This window comes from Kouleothrix sp. 19917, from assembly GCF_057073505.1.
Genome location: NZ_CP097099.1, coordinates 2,672,092 through 2,687,878, shown reverse-complemented (window position 1 = coordinate 2,687,878; position 15,787 = coordinate 2,672,092). Strand labels below are relative to the sequence as shown.

Genomic DNA, 15,787 nt, shown 5'->3' with positions numbered 1-15,787 from the left:
GTCGCACGGGTTTCGCGTGGGATGAGTGTCATCATCTACACAGAAAAGGAGGGGAAAAAGATACTGTGTGTATTAGACGTGCAAATCTTATTTCAACAGGGAAAAAGGTGATTTTTGAGGATGAGTTATAATTTACTGAAAGCGGTCAATTTTGGGTGGTTTCTGTGCTGTAAAGAACCAAAAGGATGTGCGTTATAATTCGCTATTGTCAATAAATACGCACGACAAAATCGCTCTATGACACGATTTTTGCACGCAAATACCTTTTTCTTTTGTTACTACAGGTGGGTAAACTGGCAAGCGAGTATTTTCTCGATTCGTAAAATGATGCTGGCGGGCCAGATTTGCCCGTGTAGGCAGGGATGCACCTGCAAAGCACAGAGAGCACCGAGCGTACACTCGGTGCTCTCTGTGCTGTGTGGCTGCCTGTTGCCTACACGGGCGCGGCGCTTTCGCGAAACTGGCGGCGGTACAGGTCGGCATAGGCCCCGCCGCGCGCCAGCAGCTCGTCGTGCGTGCCGCGCTCGACAATGCGCCCTTCCTGCATGACCAGTACCTGGTCGGCGTCGCGGATGGTGCTCAGGCGGTGCGCGATCACAAAGCTGGTGCGCCCGCGCAGCAAAAGCTTCAGCGCGCTCTGGATGAGCGCCTCGCTGCGCGTATCGACGCTGCTGGTCGCCTCATCGAGAATGAGAATGCGCGGGTCGGCCAGGATGGCGCGGGCAATGCCCAGCAGTTGGCGCTGGCCCTGGCTGAGCGTGCCGCCGCGCTCGCCCAGCACAGTGGCGTAGCCGCCCGGCAGCCGCTCGATGAACTCGTGCGCGTGGGCAGCGCGCGCGGCGGCCTCGACCTCGGCGTCGCTGGCGTCGAGCCGTCCATAGCGAATGTTCTCGGCAATTGTGCCCGCGAACAGGAAGCTGTCTTGCAGCACCACGCCCATCTGCGCGCGCAGACTGGCCCGCGTGACCTCGCGAATGTCGGTGCCATCGATCCGCACCGCGCCACCATCCACGTCGTAGAAGCGACCGATCATGTTCACCAGCGTGGTCTTGCCCGCGCCGGTTGGCCCGACGATGGCAATCGTTTCGCCCGGCTCGGCCGCCAGCGAAATGTCGTCGAGCGTGAGCGATTGGGTCGCCGCCTCACCACCCGGCCGCGCGCCATAGCTAAACGACACATGGTCGAACACAACTTGCCCGGCGATCGGCGGCATGGCGTGCGCGCCCGGCGCGTCGGTCAGGTCGGCCGGTGTGTCGAGCAGATCGAAAATGCGCTCGGCGGCGGCCAGCGATGCCTGTACGGTTGTCGCAAAAGTCGCAATCGTCTGGATCGGGCGGAAGAACTGCTGCACGTAGGTGAGAAACGCGATCACAACGCCGACACTGATCGAGCCGCCCAGCGCCAAATAGCCGCCATAGCCGGCCACAATTGCCGTCGCCACCGCCGAGAGCACGTCGATCGTGGGCGTGAACGCAGATGTGATCGCGGTAGCGCTGACGTTTGCGTCGCGGTTGGCGGCATTGCGCTGCGCAAAACGCTGCTGGTTCACGCCGGTGCGGTTGAAGGCTTGCGCGATCTTCACGCCGGCGATCTCTTCCTGAATTTCCGAAGAAACATCGCCCAGCGACTCGCGGGTGCGGCGAAAGGCCCGCCGCGACATGCGCGCAAACAGGCGGGTTGCCAGCAGCATGGCCGGGATGACAATGAAGCTCGCCAGCGCCAGCTGCCAGTTCAGCGCGATCATGGCGATCAGGATGCCGGCCAGACCAAAGATGCTGCCGAGGATCTGCACCAGACCCTGGCTAAACAGCTGGTTCAGCACGTCGGTGTCGTTCACCAGGCGTGACATCAGATCGCCGGCTGGCTGGCGGTCGAAAAAGCGCAGCGACAGGCGCTGCACCGTGCTGAAAATTTCGGTGCGCATTTGCGCAAGCGTGCGCTGGCCGATCGAGCCGATTGCGATGAACTGCGCGCGCGAGGCTATCGCGCCAGCGACATAGACCGCCAGCAGCAGCAGCATCGTGCGGTCGAGCGCCGGGCCGTCGCCCGCGCCAATCGCGCCATCAATCGCCCGGCCAATCAGGTAGGGGCCAAGCGCCTGGGTTGCGGCGCTGACGAGCACCAGCCCAAGCACGAATACGAGCTCTTTCGCGAACGGGCGCAGGTACACCAGCAGCCGGCGCAGCACTACGCTGCTTTGGGTGGCGCGCTCCTGGGGCGCGTTCGCGATGGCTTGAATTCCACCGTGCATCATAAAATTTCTCTCGTTGTGGCGACCATCGCTGGCGATGGTTCGGCCGATTAGTATGGCAATTGTGCTTTTTTTGCCTGCCCTTCGACAAGCTCAGGAAGCTCGGCAGCAAGGTACTTCTGATTTTGTTGAGTTGATGTTTTTCGCGCCGCGCGAAAAGCATCAACCCAAATCTGCCCAAAGCTCAGCACGTCAATTACGAAACGCTGATCTGAGTGAAACTGCAGTCAGATTTCTCAGTGAGATATTGGAGTACAAAGTCTGTGGTGCACACACACCAACCCCCATTCCCCAACCCCTATCCCCCGCGCCGCAGGCGCACTACGTCGTTTGGATGCGCACCACCGGGATGACGCGCTCGGTGCGCTTCTCGTAGTCGGCGAAACCTGGGCCGGCGGCGACGATCTTCTGCCACAGGCGCGCGCGCTCTTCCTCGTCGACGGTGCTGGCCACGCCCTTGAAGCTGCGACCGTGGTCTTCGAGCGTGACGCGCGGGTCGGCGCGCAGGTTGGTGTACCAGGCCGGGTTTTTCGGGTTGCCGCCCGCCGACGCGATCACAATATAGTCGCCGCTATCTTTGATGTGAAACAGCGGGCGCGTGCGCTGCTGGCCGCTCTTTTTGCCGGTTGTAGTGAGCAGAACGATGTTTTTGCCGCCAATGCGCCCGCCGGTCAGGCGGTAGAGCGCGACGTGAATGGCGAGCACGAGCTTGAAGATGAACATAGGTGTCCTTTAATCAACATAAGTTCAGGCGATCCACAGAGTTTGGTTTCTTGGTGCCTTCGTGCCTTCGTGGTTCCGTCTTTAGTGCTTTTCTGGCGCTATGCCAGCGCCAGGGCTGGCTCGGGCTGGCGGTCGCCGCCGAACTGCGAGTCGATAATTTCGCCGTACAGCGCGCTGGTGCGCAGCAGGTCGTCGTGCGTGCCTTGCGCGGCGATCTTGCCGCCATCCAGCAGCAGGATCAGGTCAGCGTCGCGCACGGTGCTGATGCGCTGCGCGATCACAAAGCTGGTGCGCCCGTGCATCAGCTCTTGCAGCGCAAGCTGGATCTGGTACTCGGTTTCGGCATCCACCGCCGAGGTGCTGTCGTCGAGAATAAGGATGCGTGGGTCGCGCAGGAGCGCGCGCGCGATGGCAATGCGCTGGCGCTGCCCACCCGACAGGCCCACACCGCGCTCGCCCACAATCGTGGCGTAGCCGTCGGCAAACTCGGTGACGAAGGCATGCGCCTGGGCTGCGCGCGCGGCCGCTTCGACCTCGGCGTCGCTGGCGTCGGGCCGGCCATAGGCGATGTTGTCGCGAATGCTGCCGCTGAACAGCGTGGTATCCTGCAGCACAATGCCGATCTGGTCGCGCAGGCTTTCCAGCGTGACATCGCGCACATCCGTGCCGTCGATGGTCACTTTGCCGCTGCTGGCCTCGTAGAAGCGCGGAATGAGGTTGATAATCGTGCTCTTGCCGCTGCCGGTCGTACCCATGATCGCCACAGTCTGCCCCGGCTCGGCCGCAAACGAGACGTGATCGAGCACGTTGCGCTCGCCGCCAACGTAGCGGAACGACACGTCTTCAAAGGCCACGCGCCCGCGCACGGCTGGCAGCGGGCCTGCGCCGGGGCGATCGGTCACTTCGCTCTGGGCATCCAGCACTTCGAAAATGCGCTCGGCGCTGACGCCCGCCCGCGAAAGCTGCGCGACGATCATGCCCAGGGTCATAATCGGCATGATCAGCAGCGCCAGGTAGGTGTTGAAGGCGACCAGCTCGCCCAGACTGAGCGTGCCGCCAATTACCTGATGGCCGCCAAACCAGATCACCGCCAGCGTGCCGAGGTTGGAAATAAAGAAGATCAGCGGGAAGCTCGACGCCACGCCGCGAATGGTTTGCAGGTTGGCGTCCAGCAGCTCGCCATTCAGGCGCGTGTAGCGGCTGGCTTCGTAGGGCTCGCGGGCGAAGGCCTGCACCACGCGAATGCCGGCCAGGTTTTCCTGCAGCACGGTGTTGAGCGAGCCGAGCTTCTTCTGCACCTGGCTGAACATTGGCCGCACCACGCGCATGAAGCGCACGATGATGACCGCCATGGCCGGCACGGTGAGCAGGGTGATGAGCGCGAGCTGCCAGTTGGCGCTAAACAGCGCAAACAAGCTGCCAATCAGCAGGGCAATTGCGCTGACCAGCTGGAGCAGGCCGTTGCCAATAAAGGTGCGTACCTGCTCGACATCGCTGGTGATGCGCGTCATGAGCTGGCCGGTTTGCGCCTGGTCGTGGTACGAAAAACTCAGGTTTTCGAGCTTGTTGAACAGGGCGTTGCGCAGCTCGTAGGCCACCGACTGCGAGGTTTTTTCCGACCAGTAGCCCTGCGTGAAGGTGAAGAAGGCGCGCACCAGCGCCACGCCGACCAGCAGCAGGCTGGCCCACAAAAGAATGGTGCGGCTGCCCGCGCTGATGCCCTGGTCGATCACCAGGCGCAGCACCTGCGGGCTGACGAGGTTTGCGCCCGTGACGAGCAGCAGGCTCAGCAGCGCGCCAAGCGTGGTTCGCCAGTAGGGGCGCAGGTAGACGAGCGCCCGACGTAATGGTTGCATAGACTCTCACTTGCTTGCGCCGCAGCGGGCGCGTCTTTATGCTTCAGGTTGCTTCTCGTGGGCAGGCTGGCCGGGCTGCGGGAATTGCTCCATCAGCTTTTGCAGCACCAGCAGGCCATCGCGCAGCCGTTCGCGCTCGGATTCGTTGAGCTGGCCGAGTTTCGCGCTGAGCATTGCCTTTGCGCGCTGGTGCATTTCGGCGTGCATGGCGCGGCCGGCCTCGGTGAGCGACAGAATGACCTGCCGGCGGTCGCGTGGGCCGGGCTCGCGGCTGATCCACTCGCGCAGCACCAGCGCGTCGACGGTGCGCGACATTGTCGAGGGCGTGACGTTGTGCAGCGTAGCCAGCTCGCTTAAAGTGCGCGGGGCGTGGCAGAGCAGCCCCAGCATGCGCATCTGCCCGGGTGTCAGCGTTTCCTCGTCATCTTGCGCCTGACGCATCGCCGCGCCAAAACCGCGCATCAGCCGTGGCATTGTTTCCATTAATAAGGTGGTGCATTCTTCGGCATTCGGCATGATGAAAGTTCCTTTTTAGGCTCATTCCGCGTGGGGTTTGGGGGCGGCTACGCCGCCCCCAAATTTTCTTTTTCTGGTGCTGCGCCCCGGCTTCGCCGGGCGCAGCACCAGAAAGCAAAAGTGATCAAACGGAGTTTGTATTATCGATGTATCATGCAATAAGTGTACTATGAAATAGTTGTATGATGCAAGTATATTGCAGGCGCGCAGGTTTGTCAACCTGATCGGATGGGCAGGGGTGCGGGGAGCAGGAGAGCGAGTGAGCGGGGAGCGGAGAGCGAAGAACGCAGAGCGGGTGTTTCTAAAGCAGTCGGCAGGAGGCAGTTGGCAGTTGTATTTTCCGCGCTGCAACGCGCTGCTTGGTGGCGCAAGCGTGGCCGATACTATCGCGAGAGTAAAGCGGATAGGGCCACAGAGAACATCGAGATCACTGAGCAGGAAAGCCAAACTCCGTGCCCTCTGTGCGCTCTGTGGCTCAACTAAACTGCGCTAATTCGGGATTGTGCGCATTGCGAGGGCGACGCCGGCGCGCAGGTCGGGCGCGACATCCAGCCCGCTCAGGTCGGCACCGCTGGCGACCAGCGCCTGCGCCACTTCGGGATTGACGCCCGCCAGCATGGTGTTTGCGCCAAGCAGCTTGAGCGCGGCGGCAGTGTTCAGCAGCCAGCGCACCACTGCGGGGTCGAGCATTGCCACGCCGGTGATGTCGATAATCGCCAGGCGGGCGCGCTCCTTCGTCACGCCTTCGAGCAGGCGCTGGGTGAAAATATGCGCCCGCTCAAGCTCAAGCTCGCCAACCAGTGGCACGACGAGTACATGTTTCAGAATAGGAATGATCGGCACGCTGAGCGTGCGAACGGTTGTTGCAAGCGCCTCACGCTCGGCAGTGGCGCGCTGCAATTGCGCAAGCGCCTGCTCAAGCTCGTTGTTGCGGCTGGCCATTGCGGCCTGCTGGCGCTCAACTTCGGCGCGCTGTTCGCCCAGTGTCACGCGCATGCGCTCGAACGCCGCCATCAGCTTGCCAAACTCGCCGCCGTCGCGGCTGATGACGGCCTGCTGGTAATTGCCCTGCGCAATCCGCTCGGTTGCGCCCACCAGCGTGTCGAGCGGGCGGGTGAGCGCGCGGGCGAGCCGCAGGCCCAGCAGCAGCGCAAAGGCCAGTGTCGCGCCAAGCGCTACCACCGAGGCCTGCTCGATCTGGCGCATCTGCTGCTCGACCGACGCGCTGGCCATGGTGTAGGCGGCCAGCGAGTCGCGCGCAATGGTATTGGCGCTGGTCTGCAAGGCATCCGAGCGCGCATTCAGCTCGGTCGAGCGCAGGATTTCGAGCTGGGTGAGGGTGTTGCTCAGGTCGAGCGTGGCCGAAATACTCTGGTTCGTGGTGTTCAGCGCCTCGCGCAGGGCGAAGTTCGTTTCGGCCGGATCGTCGATGCTTTCCAGGCGCAAGCGCGCCAGATTCAACGCCGACAGGGCAAGATCGGCCTGCTGCGGGCTTTGCTCGGCCAGCATATGGCTGATCGCCAGAACCGCCGACTGCACGTTGCTTTGCGCGGTGAGCAGTACCGTCAGGCGCGTTGCTGAGGTCGTGCCAATCGACTTGACGAGCTGCTGGCCAATAATGGTGCTTGCCTGTGTGGTATAGCGGTCAGTGGCGATCTGCTGGGTTTTTTGCAGTTTGAGCAACGAGTCGATGGTGTGGAATGTTGCCTGGTAGTCGCTCAGCCGCTTACCAAACTCGCTTGTCAGCCCTTCCGCGCTGCTGCCGTGAATCGCCTGCGCCCGCAGCGCAAGGTCGCTTGCGAGCGCATCGAGCGCCTGGGTGGCCTGCGCGCGCGTGCTGGCCTGTGGCTGCCGCAAGTAAGCGCTGACTGCTTGCTGGGCCTGGGCCGAGCGTGCCGCAAGCTGCGCGCCAAGCCCCGCTTCGGCAGCCGCGCCCGCGTTCAGCGCAGCAACCTGCGTGTTCAGGCGCTCCAGGCGGAACAGAAGAAAAATGACCAGCGCGCTCATGATCACAAGGCCAAGGCCGTAGCCAAGCAGGATGCGCGTGCGAAGCGAGAGTTGATTCCAGCTCATAGGGTGGTGCTCTGCGCAAAGTGGGCGAATTTGCCTGCAAGGCGCGGGTTCGGGCCGGTGTGCAGGTAGCGTCAGTATAGCCCTTCGCATCGGGCTGCGGAAGTGGGCAAAGTAACAATTTCTCGACAAACATATAATGCGCCGCCATTACGCAGCGCATTCGTATCAAACATCGCCTGGCAATGACCCTAACGCTTCACGCCCGACAGCGCAATGCCCTCGATGAACTGGCGCTGCGCCACAAAAAAGATCGCAATCATGGGCGCGACACTCACCAGCGCGCCGGCCATCATCACCGTCCAGCGGCCAGAGTATTGCGTCTGGAACAGCGCAAGGCCAACCGTCAGCGTGGTTTTCTGCAGGTCGGAAGGCAGGTAGATCAGCGGATTCAGCAGGTCGTTCCACGAGTTCAGGAAGCTGAAGATCGCCAGTGCAGCCAGCGCGGGGCGGGCCAGCGGCAGGTAGATCTGGAAGAAGATCTGCGGCAGCGACGCGCCATCCACGCGCGCGGCCTCGGCCAGATCGAAGGGGATGGTGAGGAAATACTGGCGCAGCAGAAAGGTGCCGAACGCGCCGCCCCAGAAGGCCGGCAGCCACAGCGGCACCTGCGTGCCCACCAGGCCCAGCCACTTAAACAGAATGAAGTTTGGCACCAGCGTGATCTGCGGGGGCAGCATCACCGTGCCGAGCAGGGCCACAAACAGCGCCTGGCGAAAGCGGAAGCGCACCACCGCAAAGCAAAACGCCGCCATTGCGCAGGTAAAGATCTGGCCGACAGTGCTGAGAAATGCGATCGACAGGCTGTTGATAATCAGCTGCGTGAACGGCAGCTTGTCCCACAGCTGGCGGAAGTTGTCGAGCGTGGCGGGGCTAGGGATGAGGCTGCGGTCGAACTGGTTGGCGGGCAGCTTCAGCGCGGTGCTGAGCATCCACACAAACGGCCCAATCATCACCAGCGCGCCAAGCGTCAGCAGCAGGTAGGCCAGCGCGTCGAACAGGCGGGTGCGCGCGCGCATGCCAGCGGGCAGGCGGGCAAGGCGGGCTTTGGGCAGCGGCAGCGATTTATTCATACACCACCCAGCGCCGCTCGAACCAGAAATAGAACATCGTCAGCACAAAAATGATCAGCGCCAGCACCAGCGCCTGCGCGCTGGCCGTGCCCATGCGAAAGAAGTTGAAGCCATTGCGATAGATCGAGAAGACCAGCGTCGGCGTGTTCGATGCGCCATTGGCCGTGCGCGTGAGGATGTAGACATACTCAAAGGCCTGAAATGAGTTGATCGTCGTGATGATTAGCTGGAAGAAAATGCTTGGCGTGATCAGGGGCAGTGTGACGCGCCAGAACTGCTGCCAGCCGGTCGCGCCGTCGATGCTGGCCGCGTCGTAGTAGTCGCGCGGGATGGCTTGCAGACCGGCCAGAAAGATGATCATGCCGGTGCCGATTGCGCCCCAGATGTTCACGATCACCACGGCGTAGAGCGCGTTCTGCGAGCCAAGCCAGTTCACGCCGCTGCCGCCCGCGCCTTCGATCAGCGCATTCAGCAGGCCGCGATCCCGCCCGTAGATCCAGCTCCACACCAGGCCAACCGCCACTGCCGACGAGACGGTGGGCAGGAAGAAGAGTGTGCGAAACAGCGGCACGGCGCGCAGCTTGCGGTTGAGCAGCAGGGCGACCAGCAACGAAAGCACGACTGTGCCGGGCACATACATCGCGCTGAACGCAAAGGTCACGCCCAAGGCCTTGCGGAAGAGCGTGTCGCTGAGCAAGCCGGTGTAGTTGCTCAGCCCGGCCCAGGTTGGCGGCGCGATCAGGTCCCATTTCAGGAAGCTGATGACGGTTGTTGCCAGCACCGAGCCGAGCGCGCCAAACAGCAGCCCCACCAGCGTAGGCGCGAGGAGCACGAGCAGCCAAAGCCGCTCGCGCCCCAGTGGTTTAATGCCTGCCTGCATGCCGTTCCTCGCGCACGCTACTGATTCTTCGACAATGCCTCATCGGCCTGGGGCACAATTTCGTCAAGCGCCTCGTCGATGGTCTTTTCGCCGTTCCATGCTGGTATTAAGCCATCGCCCACCGCGCCAGCCCACTCGTCGTAGCCGCGGAACGAGGGCTTGGCGCGCGCGAAACCAAGCGAGTCGAGAAAGACTTGCTGGTTGATCGTGACGCTTTTTTGCTGAAGGAAAGTCGGGCTTTCAGCGATTGATTTCAGAATCGGCACGGCGAAGCCCAGCTCGGTCAGGCGCTTCTGGCCGGCTTCGCCCACTGCGTACTTCACAAATTCCCAGGCTGCATCGGGGCTTTTGCTATCTTTCGCCACCACAAAGCCGGCGCTGTTCACGCTGGTGGCGTGCGCGGCCGGGCCGGCAGGCATGGGCGCAACATCCCATTTGAATTCGAGCTTGGCGTAATCCGGCACGGCCCAGTGGCCGATCGTCGTCATGGCCGATACGCCCGCAGCAAAGGGGTCGCTGCCGTACTCGGCGCTGATTTCCGGGCCGGGCACCGATTTGTCGTCCCTGACCATGCCGTCGATATACTTCCAGGCGTCGCGGGCCGGGCCTTCGGCCAGCGTGGTTTTGCTGTAGTCATCGCTCAGGATCGTGCCGCCATAGCCCCAGATCGCCTCGCTCCAGAACAGCTCCATGTCCCACAGGTCGGGCGAAAAGCCCCACTGGTCGATCTTGCCGTCGCCGTTGCTGTCTTTGGTGAGCTTCTTGGCGGCGTCGCGCAGGTCGTTGAGGGTCCAGTTCGCCGTTGGGTAGGCCACGCCGGCAGCGTCGAACATGTCTTTGTTGTAGAACAGCACAATCGGCTGGAGGTCGCGCGGCAGGCCGAAAAAGCCGTCGGGCCGGCGGTAGGTTTCGAGCGTGTTCGGGTACATGCCATCCAGCAGGCCCGGCGTTTTGTCGACGTAGGGCTGCAGGTTCAGCAGCACGCCGCGCCCGGCCCAGTCGGGGTAGAGCGGGCCGTCCATGGCGAAGACATCGGGCGGGGTGCCGCCGGCATACAGCGTTTTGAGCTTGTTCCAGTAGGAATCCCAGTCGCTGACGTCGACCTTGACTTTGATTGCGGGGTGGGCCTGCTGGAAGTCGTCGACGATCTGCTGCCAGACCGCCAGCTCATCGGGTGAGCCCCACATCATGTAGGTGATTTCGGCGGGTTGGTCGTTGGCGGGCGCAGCGGTGGCCGCGTCGGCGGCGGGGGCATTTGTGGCGGCTTCGGCGGCGGTGGGCGCGGGCGCGCTAGTGGCGGCGGCTGGTGCCGCAGTTGGCGCTTCGGCGGGCGCGCTGGTTGGCGCGGCGGGCGCGGCGCTGCCACCACAGGCGGCCAGCAGCAGCGCGCCCAGCAGGGCCAGTGCGATCAATCGGCGGTTCATGGGCACCTCCGTATTCATCAGCAAACGATCACGGCGTGAAACCGTGGCCTGGGCAGTAGCTCGACTACGCTTTAAGTAACCACCAAGACACCAAGGCACCAAGGTTCCTGAGTATTTCAAAATCTTGGTGTCTTGGTGTCTTGGTGGTAAATGCTCCTAAATGTTCGCAATTCGCCAGGTATTGGTTCTAGCTCAGTTTCACCACGGCGCTGAGCTGGCTGGGCTGGTCGGGCGTGAGCCCGCGCGAAATCGCCCGCTCGTAGGCCAGCATCTGGCCGAAGGGCAAATACAGCGGCCCGCGCACCACTTCGGGCAGGTTCGCCAGCGCCACCTCGGCCGCGCCACTGCCAACCGCCACCACGTGCGCCCCAAGCGCGCGCATTTCGTCCAGCACGGCCTGCTCATGGGCGCGCGCGCTGTCGGAAAGCAGGCCGACAATCAGGGTGCCGGCGCGCGCCATCGACTGCGGGCCGTGGCGGAATTCCATGAAGTGGAAGGGCTCGCTTTCGCTGAGCGACATTTCTTTCATTTTCAGGCTGATTTCGCAGGCCAGGCCATAGCGCATACCCGAGCCAAGAAAGAAGCAGCGGTCGATTGGCGTTTCTGCGCCAAGCGTGTGCGCCAGCGCCGCGCTTTCGCGCAGCAGCGCCTGCCCTGCTGCCGGCAGCCCGGCCAGGTCGGCCACGAGGTCGGCGCGCTGGCCCCACTGCGCCGCCAGCGCCAGCGTGGCGAGGTAGAGCGTGGTGAAGGCGCGGGTCTGCGCAATGCTTTGCTCCTGCCCGGCCGCGATGACCATGTTCAGGTCGCCCATATGCGCCAGCGGGCGGTCGGCGTAGCACGAGAAGGTCAGCACCGGGCCGCGCCCGGCCCCGCGAAACGCCTCTACCGCGCGCAGCGTTTCGGTCGTCTCGCCCGAGCGGCTGACGGGGATGAGCACGGTGCGCGCGTCGGTCGGGAAGCTGCCCTGCGGGTTGAGCCAGACCTCTGAGGCCGGCAGGCCGACGGCGGGCACGCCCGCGATCTCGCGCAGCGCGGCGGCGGCGGCCACGGCCAGGTAGTAGGTCGAGCCGCAGCCGGTGAAGACGGCCTGCTCGGCGCCGCTGGTGCGCAAAAACGCCGCAAGCGTGTCGGCCTGTGCAAGCATATGCGCCAGCGTGGCGTCCCACGCCGCGGGCTGCGACTGAATTTCATTCCATGTATAGTCGTTGAATGGTGGCATGGGTGTCTGTTCCTTTTACGTATCCACCGGTTTCAGCACAAAGAACCAAGAGCTGAAAGCTAAAATCTGTGTAATCTGCGTAATCTGTGGATGCTATTGGCTAGTCGCAAAAATGCTATTTTTTGCGCAGAATCACGCGCTCAGCATTGCGAAAGTAAATTTTCTCCAGCACATCGTCGGGCAGCGCCACGCCATAGATCGCCCAACGGCCCTGGCCCGGCACATCCTGCCCGTCGTAGCTGAAATATTCGTCGTCGGTTTCGAGAAAGCGGTAGTAGGTGCGGTAGGTCGCAAGGTCCGCGCCCACGTCGATGCCAAATAATACCCGGTCGGCGTGCTCGGTGAAGAAGCGCCGCGCACTATAGGGCTGGCGGCCCAACTCGCCTAGCCGCGCGCTGATATCGACATAAAAGTTCGGGCAGCGCTCCATCAGCGCGCCAACCCAGCCCAGGTTCTCGGCGTAACAGCCGACGTGCGCGCCAATGAAATCGGTGCTGGGGTGGCGGGCCACCAGCGCGGCCAGCCCTTCCATAATTGACATAAACGATGGGAATGGCGGGCTGGGGAAGTGCCAGTCGGGGTGGGCGTGCAGCTCTTCCCAGCGCTCGTTGGTCGCGTCGAGCGGCTCGAAAAACGCCACCGGGTCGGCCACATGGATCAGCACCGGCACGTCGAGCGCACCCGCCGCCGCCCACAGCGGGTCGAGCCGCGCATCATCCACGCGCACCAGCGCGCCGTGCTGGTCGCGCACATGCAGGCCAAACGGCTTCCAGATCTTCAGGCCCTCGGCGCCACGCGCCACCTGCGCGCGAAACTGCTCGGCTGCCCACGCGCCAAACTCATCGCCGTGCGCGGGCCAGGCCGCCCAGTCCACGCCGCCAAATACGCGAAAGCGCTCGGGCGCGCCATGCTTGAATTTCGCCAGGTGCCGCTCGAAAATATCGTTGCCCCAGCCGCCGTCGAGGTCCACCAGCACGCGCACATCGGCGGCATCCATTGCGGCCAGCAGCTCGTCGAGCGGGCGGTCGTCCCAGCCGCCGCCAAACTCGGGGCCGAGGTGGTTGTGCGCGTCGATCACCGGGAAGCGCGGGCGCTCGATCCGGGTCGCGCGCGTCACCAGCGCGGGGCGCGGGCGATACTCCGAAAGCAGCATGGCAAGCTCCAGGCAGGCAGAATGGGTGTTTTCACTATAATGCGTGTTTATGCGGATGTCAAGCGTGGGCATGTGCGTTTTTGATTGAAATTGCGCATTCGCGCATCCGAACGGCTTGACTTCGCATCGGCCACCGGCTACAATTCAACCATCCATGCAGAATCCCAAAGTGCTGGCCGCGCCAGAATCGCATTGCAGTGCAGGCACGCCAATGACCATGAATATCGAGCGGCACGCGCAGATTGTCGCATTTATTCAGGCCCACCGCCGCGCCACCGTCGAGGAGCTGAGCGCGCAGTTTGGCGTCAGCGAGGCCACCATTCGGCGCGACCTGGAGAAGCTCGACGCGCTGGGGGCATTGCGCCGCGCCCACGGTGGCGCGGTTGCGCACGAGCGCGCTCAGCCCGAGCTGCCCATGCTGCGCCGCGCGGGTGAGCACGCCGCCGAAAAGCGCAGCATTGGCGCGGCGGCGGCCGAGCTAGTGCGCGACGGCGAAACGATCATTCTTGGCTCGGGCAGCACCACGCTGGAAGTGGCGCGCGCCCTGGCCGGCCGCCGCGGCCTGCGCGTGATCACCAACGCGCTCAACGTCGCCGCGCTGCTGGCCGACCTGCCCGACATCGAGGTGGTCGTGACTGGTGGGCTCCTGCGCAGCACCGAGCAGTCGATGATCGGCCACCTGACCGAGCGCGCCTTTGGCGAGCTGCGCGCCGACAAGGTGATTATGGGCATTCGCGCACTGAGCGCCGCCGAGGGCCTGAGCAACGAGTACGGGCTGGAAACCTCGGTCGACCGCGCGATGCTCCACTGCGCGCCGCAGCTCGTGGTTGTTGCCGACCACAGCAAGCTCGGCAAGGTCGCCACCGTCGTGATCGCGCCGGCAACCGCGATTCATACCCTGGTCACCAGCGAGCTTGCCCCGCCTGATCTGCTCGACGAGCTGCGCCGCCTGGGCATAAATGTTGTGGTCGCGCCGGCCGGCGAGTAGAAAGCACAGTAATGTACGGCTGCGGGATTGCCTTTTTTACCACCAAGACACGAAGGCACGAAGGGTTTTATAGCAGTTTGCAGTCGGCAGGAGGCAGTTGCATTATATGAATGGTCAATAGTTCTGCAAACCGCTGTACTATGGCTCACACACGCCTAAAATCTGTGTAATCTGTGTAATCTGTGGATTCTCTCGGTTATCCTGTTTGCGCTCCGTGGCTTGTTAGCTCTGCTCCCCGCCAAACAGCACTGGTGCCTGCACGGTATCCACGCCCTCGGCTACGCGCACCGCCGCGCCCGCGACCGTCAGGTGCGTGCCAGTAACTGTCGCGCCCCCGCCCGCTTCCCGCAGCAGAAAACTCCGCAGGCGCGTGGTGCCGTGGAATGTTTCGGCTTGACCGTTTGCTCCTTCATACTGAATATCAATGCGCGCGCTCGGCGCGCTGCGCTGGGCCACCACCGGCCACGGCAGCGCCAAACTTGCTCGGAGCAATGCGGCCCACTGCGCGGCTGTGTGCTGCGCGCCAATCGCCAGGCTGCGCCCGCCCCACGCCTGCTCGCCCCGGTCGAAGCCCGCGTATTTGATCACCCACTGGTTCTGCTCGGCGCGCAGCTGCGCCACGGTTTCGGGCAGCAGCACGCGCGTTTCGGGGAGGCCACGGTCGAGGGCGGCGAGCGCGCCGGGCGCGGCAGCCTCAAGCCGCTGGCGCAGCGCGGGCAGGCCAAGCGCGGCCATCACAACCTTGCTGTCGAGGTAGAAAGTTGGCGGGTTTACGAACTGCGCGCCGCGTGCCTGCCACTCGCGCATACGCGCCCGCTGCGCCGGGCTGAAGCATTCGAGGTAGCCAAAGCGAAACAGGAGCGCGTCGCCTACGTCGGCGGGCCAGCTCGCGCTCGGGTCGAGGAACTGCGCCAGATTGTGGCCCAGTAACCGTGCCGGGATGTCGTTGTCCCAATCGGGCGGGCGCGTGGGAATGCCAAACATGGGCGGCTGCCACACCGCGCCACTGCGCACGCGCTCGATCAGTTCGGCCAGGGGGATGTCGAGCAGCACGCGGGCACGCGCGCCATGCTCGGCCAGCGCCCGGCAGAAGGCTAGCTGATCCCAGAGGAATTCGCTCCACTGCGCGGTGGCAACGATCAGCAGCTCGCGGCCGGCCAGCAGGTGCGCATAGGCTTCTGCCAGGTCGGGCGCGAGGCCGTAGCCGCGCTGCATGGCGTGCGCGTAGCCCTGCGCCGAAGGGCAGATTTCCAGCTCGGTGGCGGCCAGCCGGTAGCGCGCCGGGCCGTCGAGCGGGCAGAGCTGGAAGTCGGGGCGCAGCGCCAGCACCGGCGCGGGCGCGTTCTGTGCCAGCAGATCGGGCGGCACCTTGTGCTCCAGCAGCGCATCGAGGCCACTTTCGCGGCCCGCTGGCGTGCGATACAGCACGCCAACTGCATCGAACAGCGCGAAGCACGCTGTGCCAAATGCTGCAAGCTCATCCGCCAGCGCGACCGGCAGCGCGAATGGTTGGGCGGCGGGCAGCCACCAGCAGCCGTCGATGCCGGCCAGGCCGATGCTGCTTGCGCCAATGCGTTGCTGGAGTGTTGGCATAGATTTCAGGTTTTCAGGTTACAGGTTTTCAGGTTGCAGGT

General features: G+C 63.6%; 12 protein-coding genes. 1 reads left to right on the top strand and 11 read right to left on the bottom strand.

Annotated elements, in window-relative coordinates; translation table 11 throughout:
- Positions 1 to 433 precede the first annotated feature (433 nt).
- The 10 genes from M1P90_RS10910 to M1P90_RS10865 all read right to left on the bottom strand — a co-directional run bounded on the left by M1P90_RS10910 (position 434) and on the right by M1P90_RS10865 (position 13,165).
- Positions 434 to 2,254, bottom strand: coding sequence for an ABC transporter ATP-binding protein (locus tag M1P90_RS10910; protein ID WP_483702655.1), 1,821 nt, complete (start codon positions 2,252 to 2,254; stop codon positions 434 to 436).
- Between the two features lie 318 nt (positions 2,255 to 2,572).
- Positions 2,573 to 2,974, bottom strand: coding sequence for a nitroreductase family deazaflavin-dependent oxidoreductase (locus tag M1P90_RS10905; protein ID WP_483702654.1), 402 nt, complete (start codon positions 2,972 to 2,974; stop codon positions 2,573 to 2,575).
- A 98-nt stretch (positions 2,975 to 3,072) separates the two neighbouring features.
- The gene (locus M1P90_RS10900; RefSeq protein WP_483702653.1) at positions 3,073 to 4,830 is read right to left on the bottom strand and encodes an ABC transporter ATP-binding protein; all 1,758 of its coding nucleotides are present in this window, start codon (positions 4,828 to 4,830) and stop codon (positions 3,073 to 3,075) included.
- Between the two features lie 36 nt (positions 4,831 to 4,866).
- A complete protein-coding gene (locus M1P90_RS10895; protein WP_483702652.1) occupies positions 4,867 to 5,346 on the bottom strand; it encodes a MarR family winged helix-turn-helix transcriptional regulator in 480 nt (159 codons plus the stop codon).
- Between the two features lie 489 nt (positions 5,347 to 5,835).
- Positions 5,836 to 7,419: an STAS domain-containing protein gene (locus M1P90_RS10890; protein ID WP_483702650.1), complete on the bottom strand. Its 1,584-nt coding sequence runs from the start codon at positions 7,417 to 7,419 to the stop codon at positions 5,836 to 5,838.
- A gap of 188 nt (positions 7,420 to 7,607) precedes the next feature.
- Complete coding sequence (locus M1P90_RS10885; protein ID WP_483702648.1) at positions 7,608 to 8,489, bottom strand: carbohydrate ABC transporter permease; 882 nt, start codon at positions 8,487 to 8,489, stop codon at positions 7,608 to 7,610.
- Positions 8,482 to 9,369, bottom strand: coding sequence for a carbohydrate ABC transporter permease (locus tag M1P90_RS10880; RefSeq protein ID WP_483702647.1), 888 nt, complete (start codon positions 9,367 to 9,369; stop codon positions 8,482 to 8,484). Before M1P90_RS10880 ends, M1P90_RS10885 begins: the two co-directional genes overlap by 8 nt.
- A gap of 17 nt (positions 9,370 to 9,386) precedes the next feature.
- Positions 9,387 to 10,793 carry an ABC transporter substrate-binding protein gene (locus M1P90_RS10875; RefSeq protein ID WP_483702646.1) on the bottom strand — a complete coding sequence of 469 codons (1,407 nt, stop codon included), beginning with the start codon at positions 10,791 to 10,793 and terminating at the stop codon, positions 9,387 to 9,389.
- Between the two features lie 187 nt (positions 10,794 to 10,980).
- Positions 10,981 to 12,012: an SIS domain-containing protein gene (locus M1P90_RS10870; RefSeq protein WP_483702645.1), complete on the bottom strand. Its 1,032-nt coding sequence runs from the start codon at positions 12,010 to 12,012 to the stop codon at positions 10,981 to 10,983.
- 115 nt (positions 12,013 to 12,127) lie between these two features.
- Positions 12,128 to 13,165: an amidohydrolase family protein gene (locus M1P90_RS10865; RefSeq protein ID WP_483702644.1), complete on the bottom strand. Its 1,038-nt coding sequence runs from the start codon at positions 13,163 to 13,165 to the stop codon at positions 12,128 to 12,130.
- Positions 13,166 to 13,319: 154 nt separating this feature from the next.
- Between M1P90_RS10865 and M1P90_RS10860 the strand changes: the two genes are divergently transcribed.
- Entirely contained in the window at positions 13,320 to 14,153 is an 834-nt protein-coding gene (locus tag M1P90_RS10860; RefSeq protein ID WP_483702643.1) for a DeoR/GlpR family DNA-binding transcription regulator, read from the top strand.
- Between the two features lie 222 nt (positions 14,154 to 14,375).
- Here M1P90_RS10860 and M1P90_RS10855 read toward each other — a convergent pair whose 3' ends face one another.
- Positions 14,376 to 15,746, bottom strand: coding sequence for a hypothetical protein (locus M1P90_RS10855; protein WP_483702642.1), 1,371 nt, complete (start codon positions 15,744 to 15,746; stop codon positions 14,376 to 14,378).
- Positions 15,747 to 15,787 lie beyond the last annotated feature (41 nt).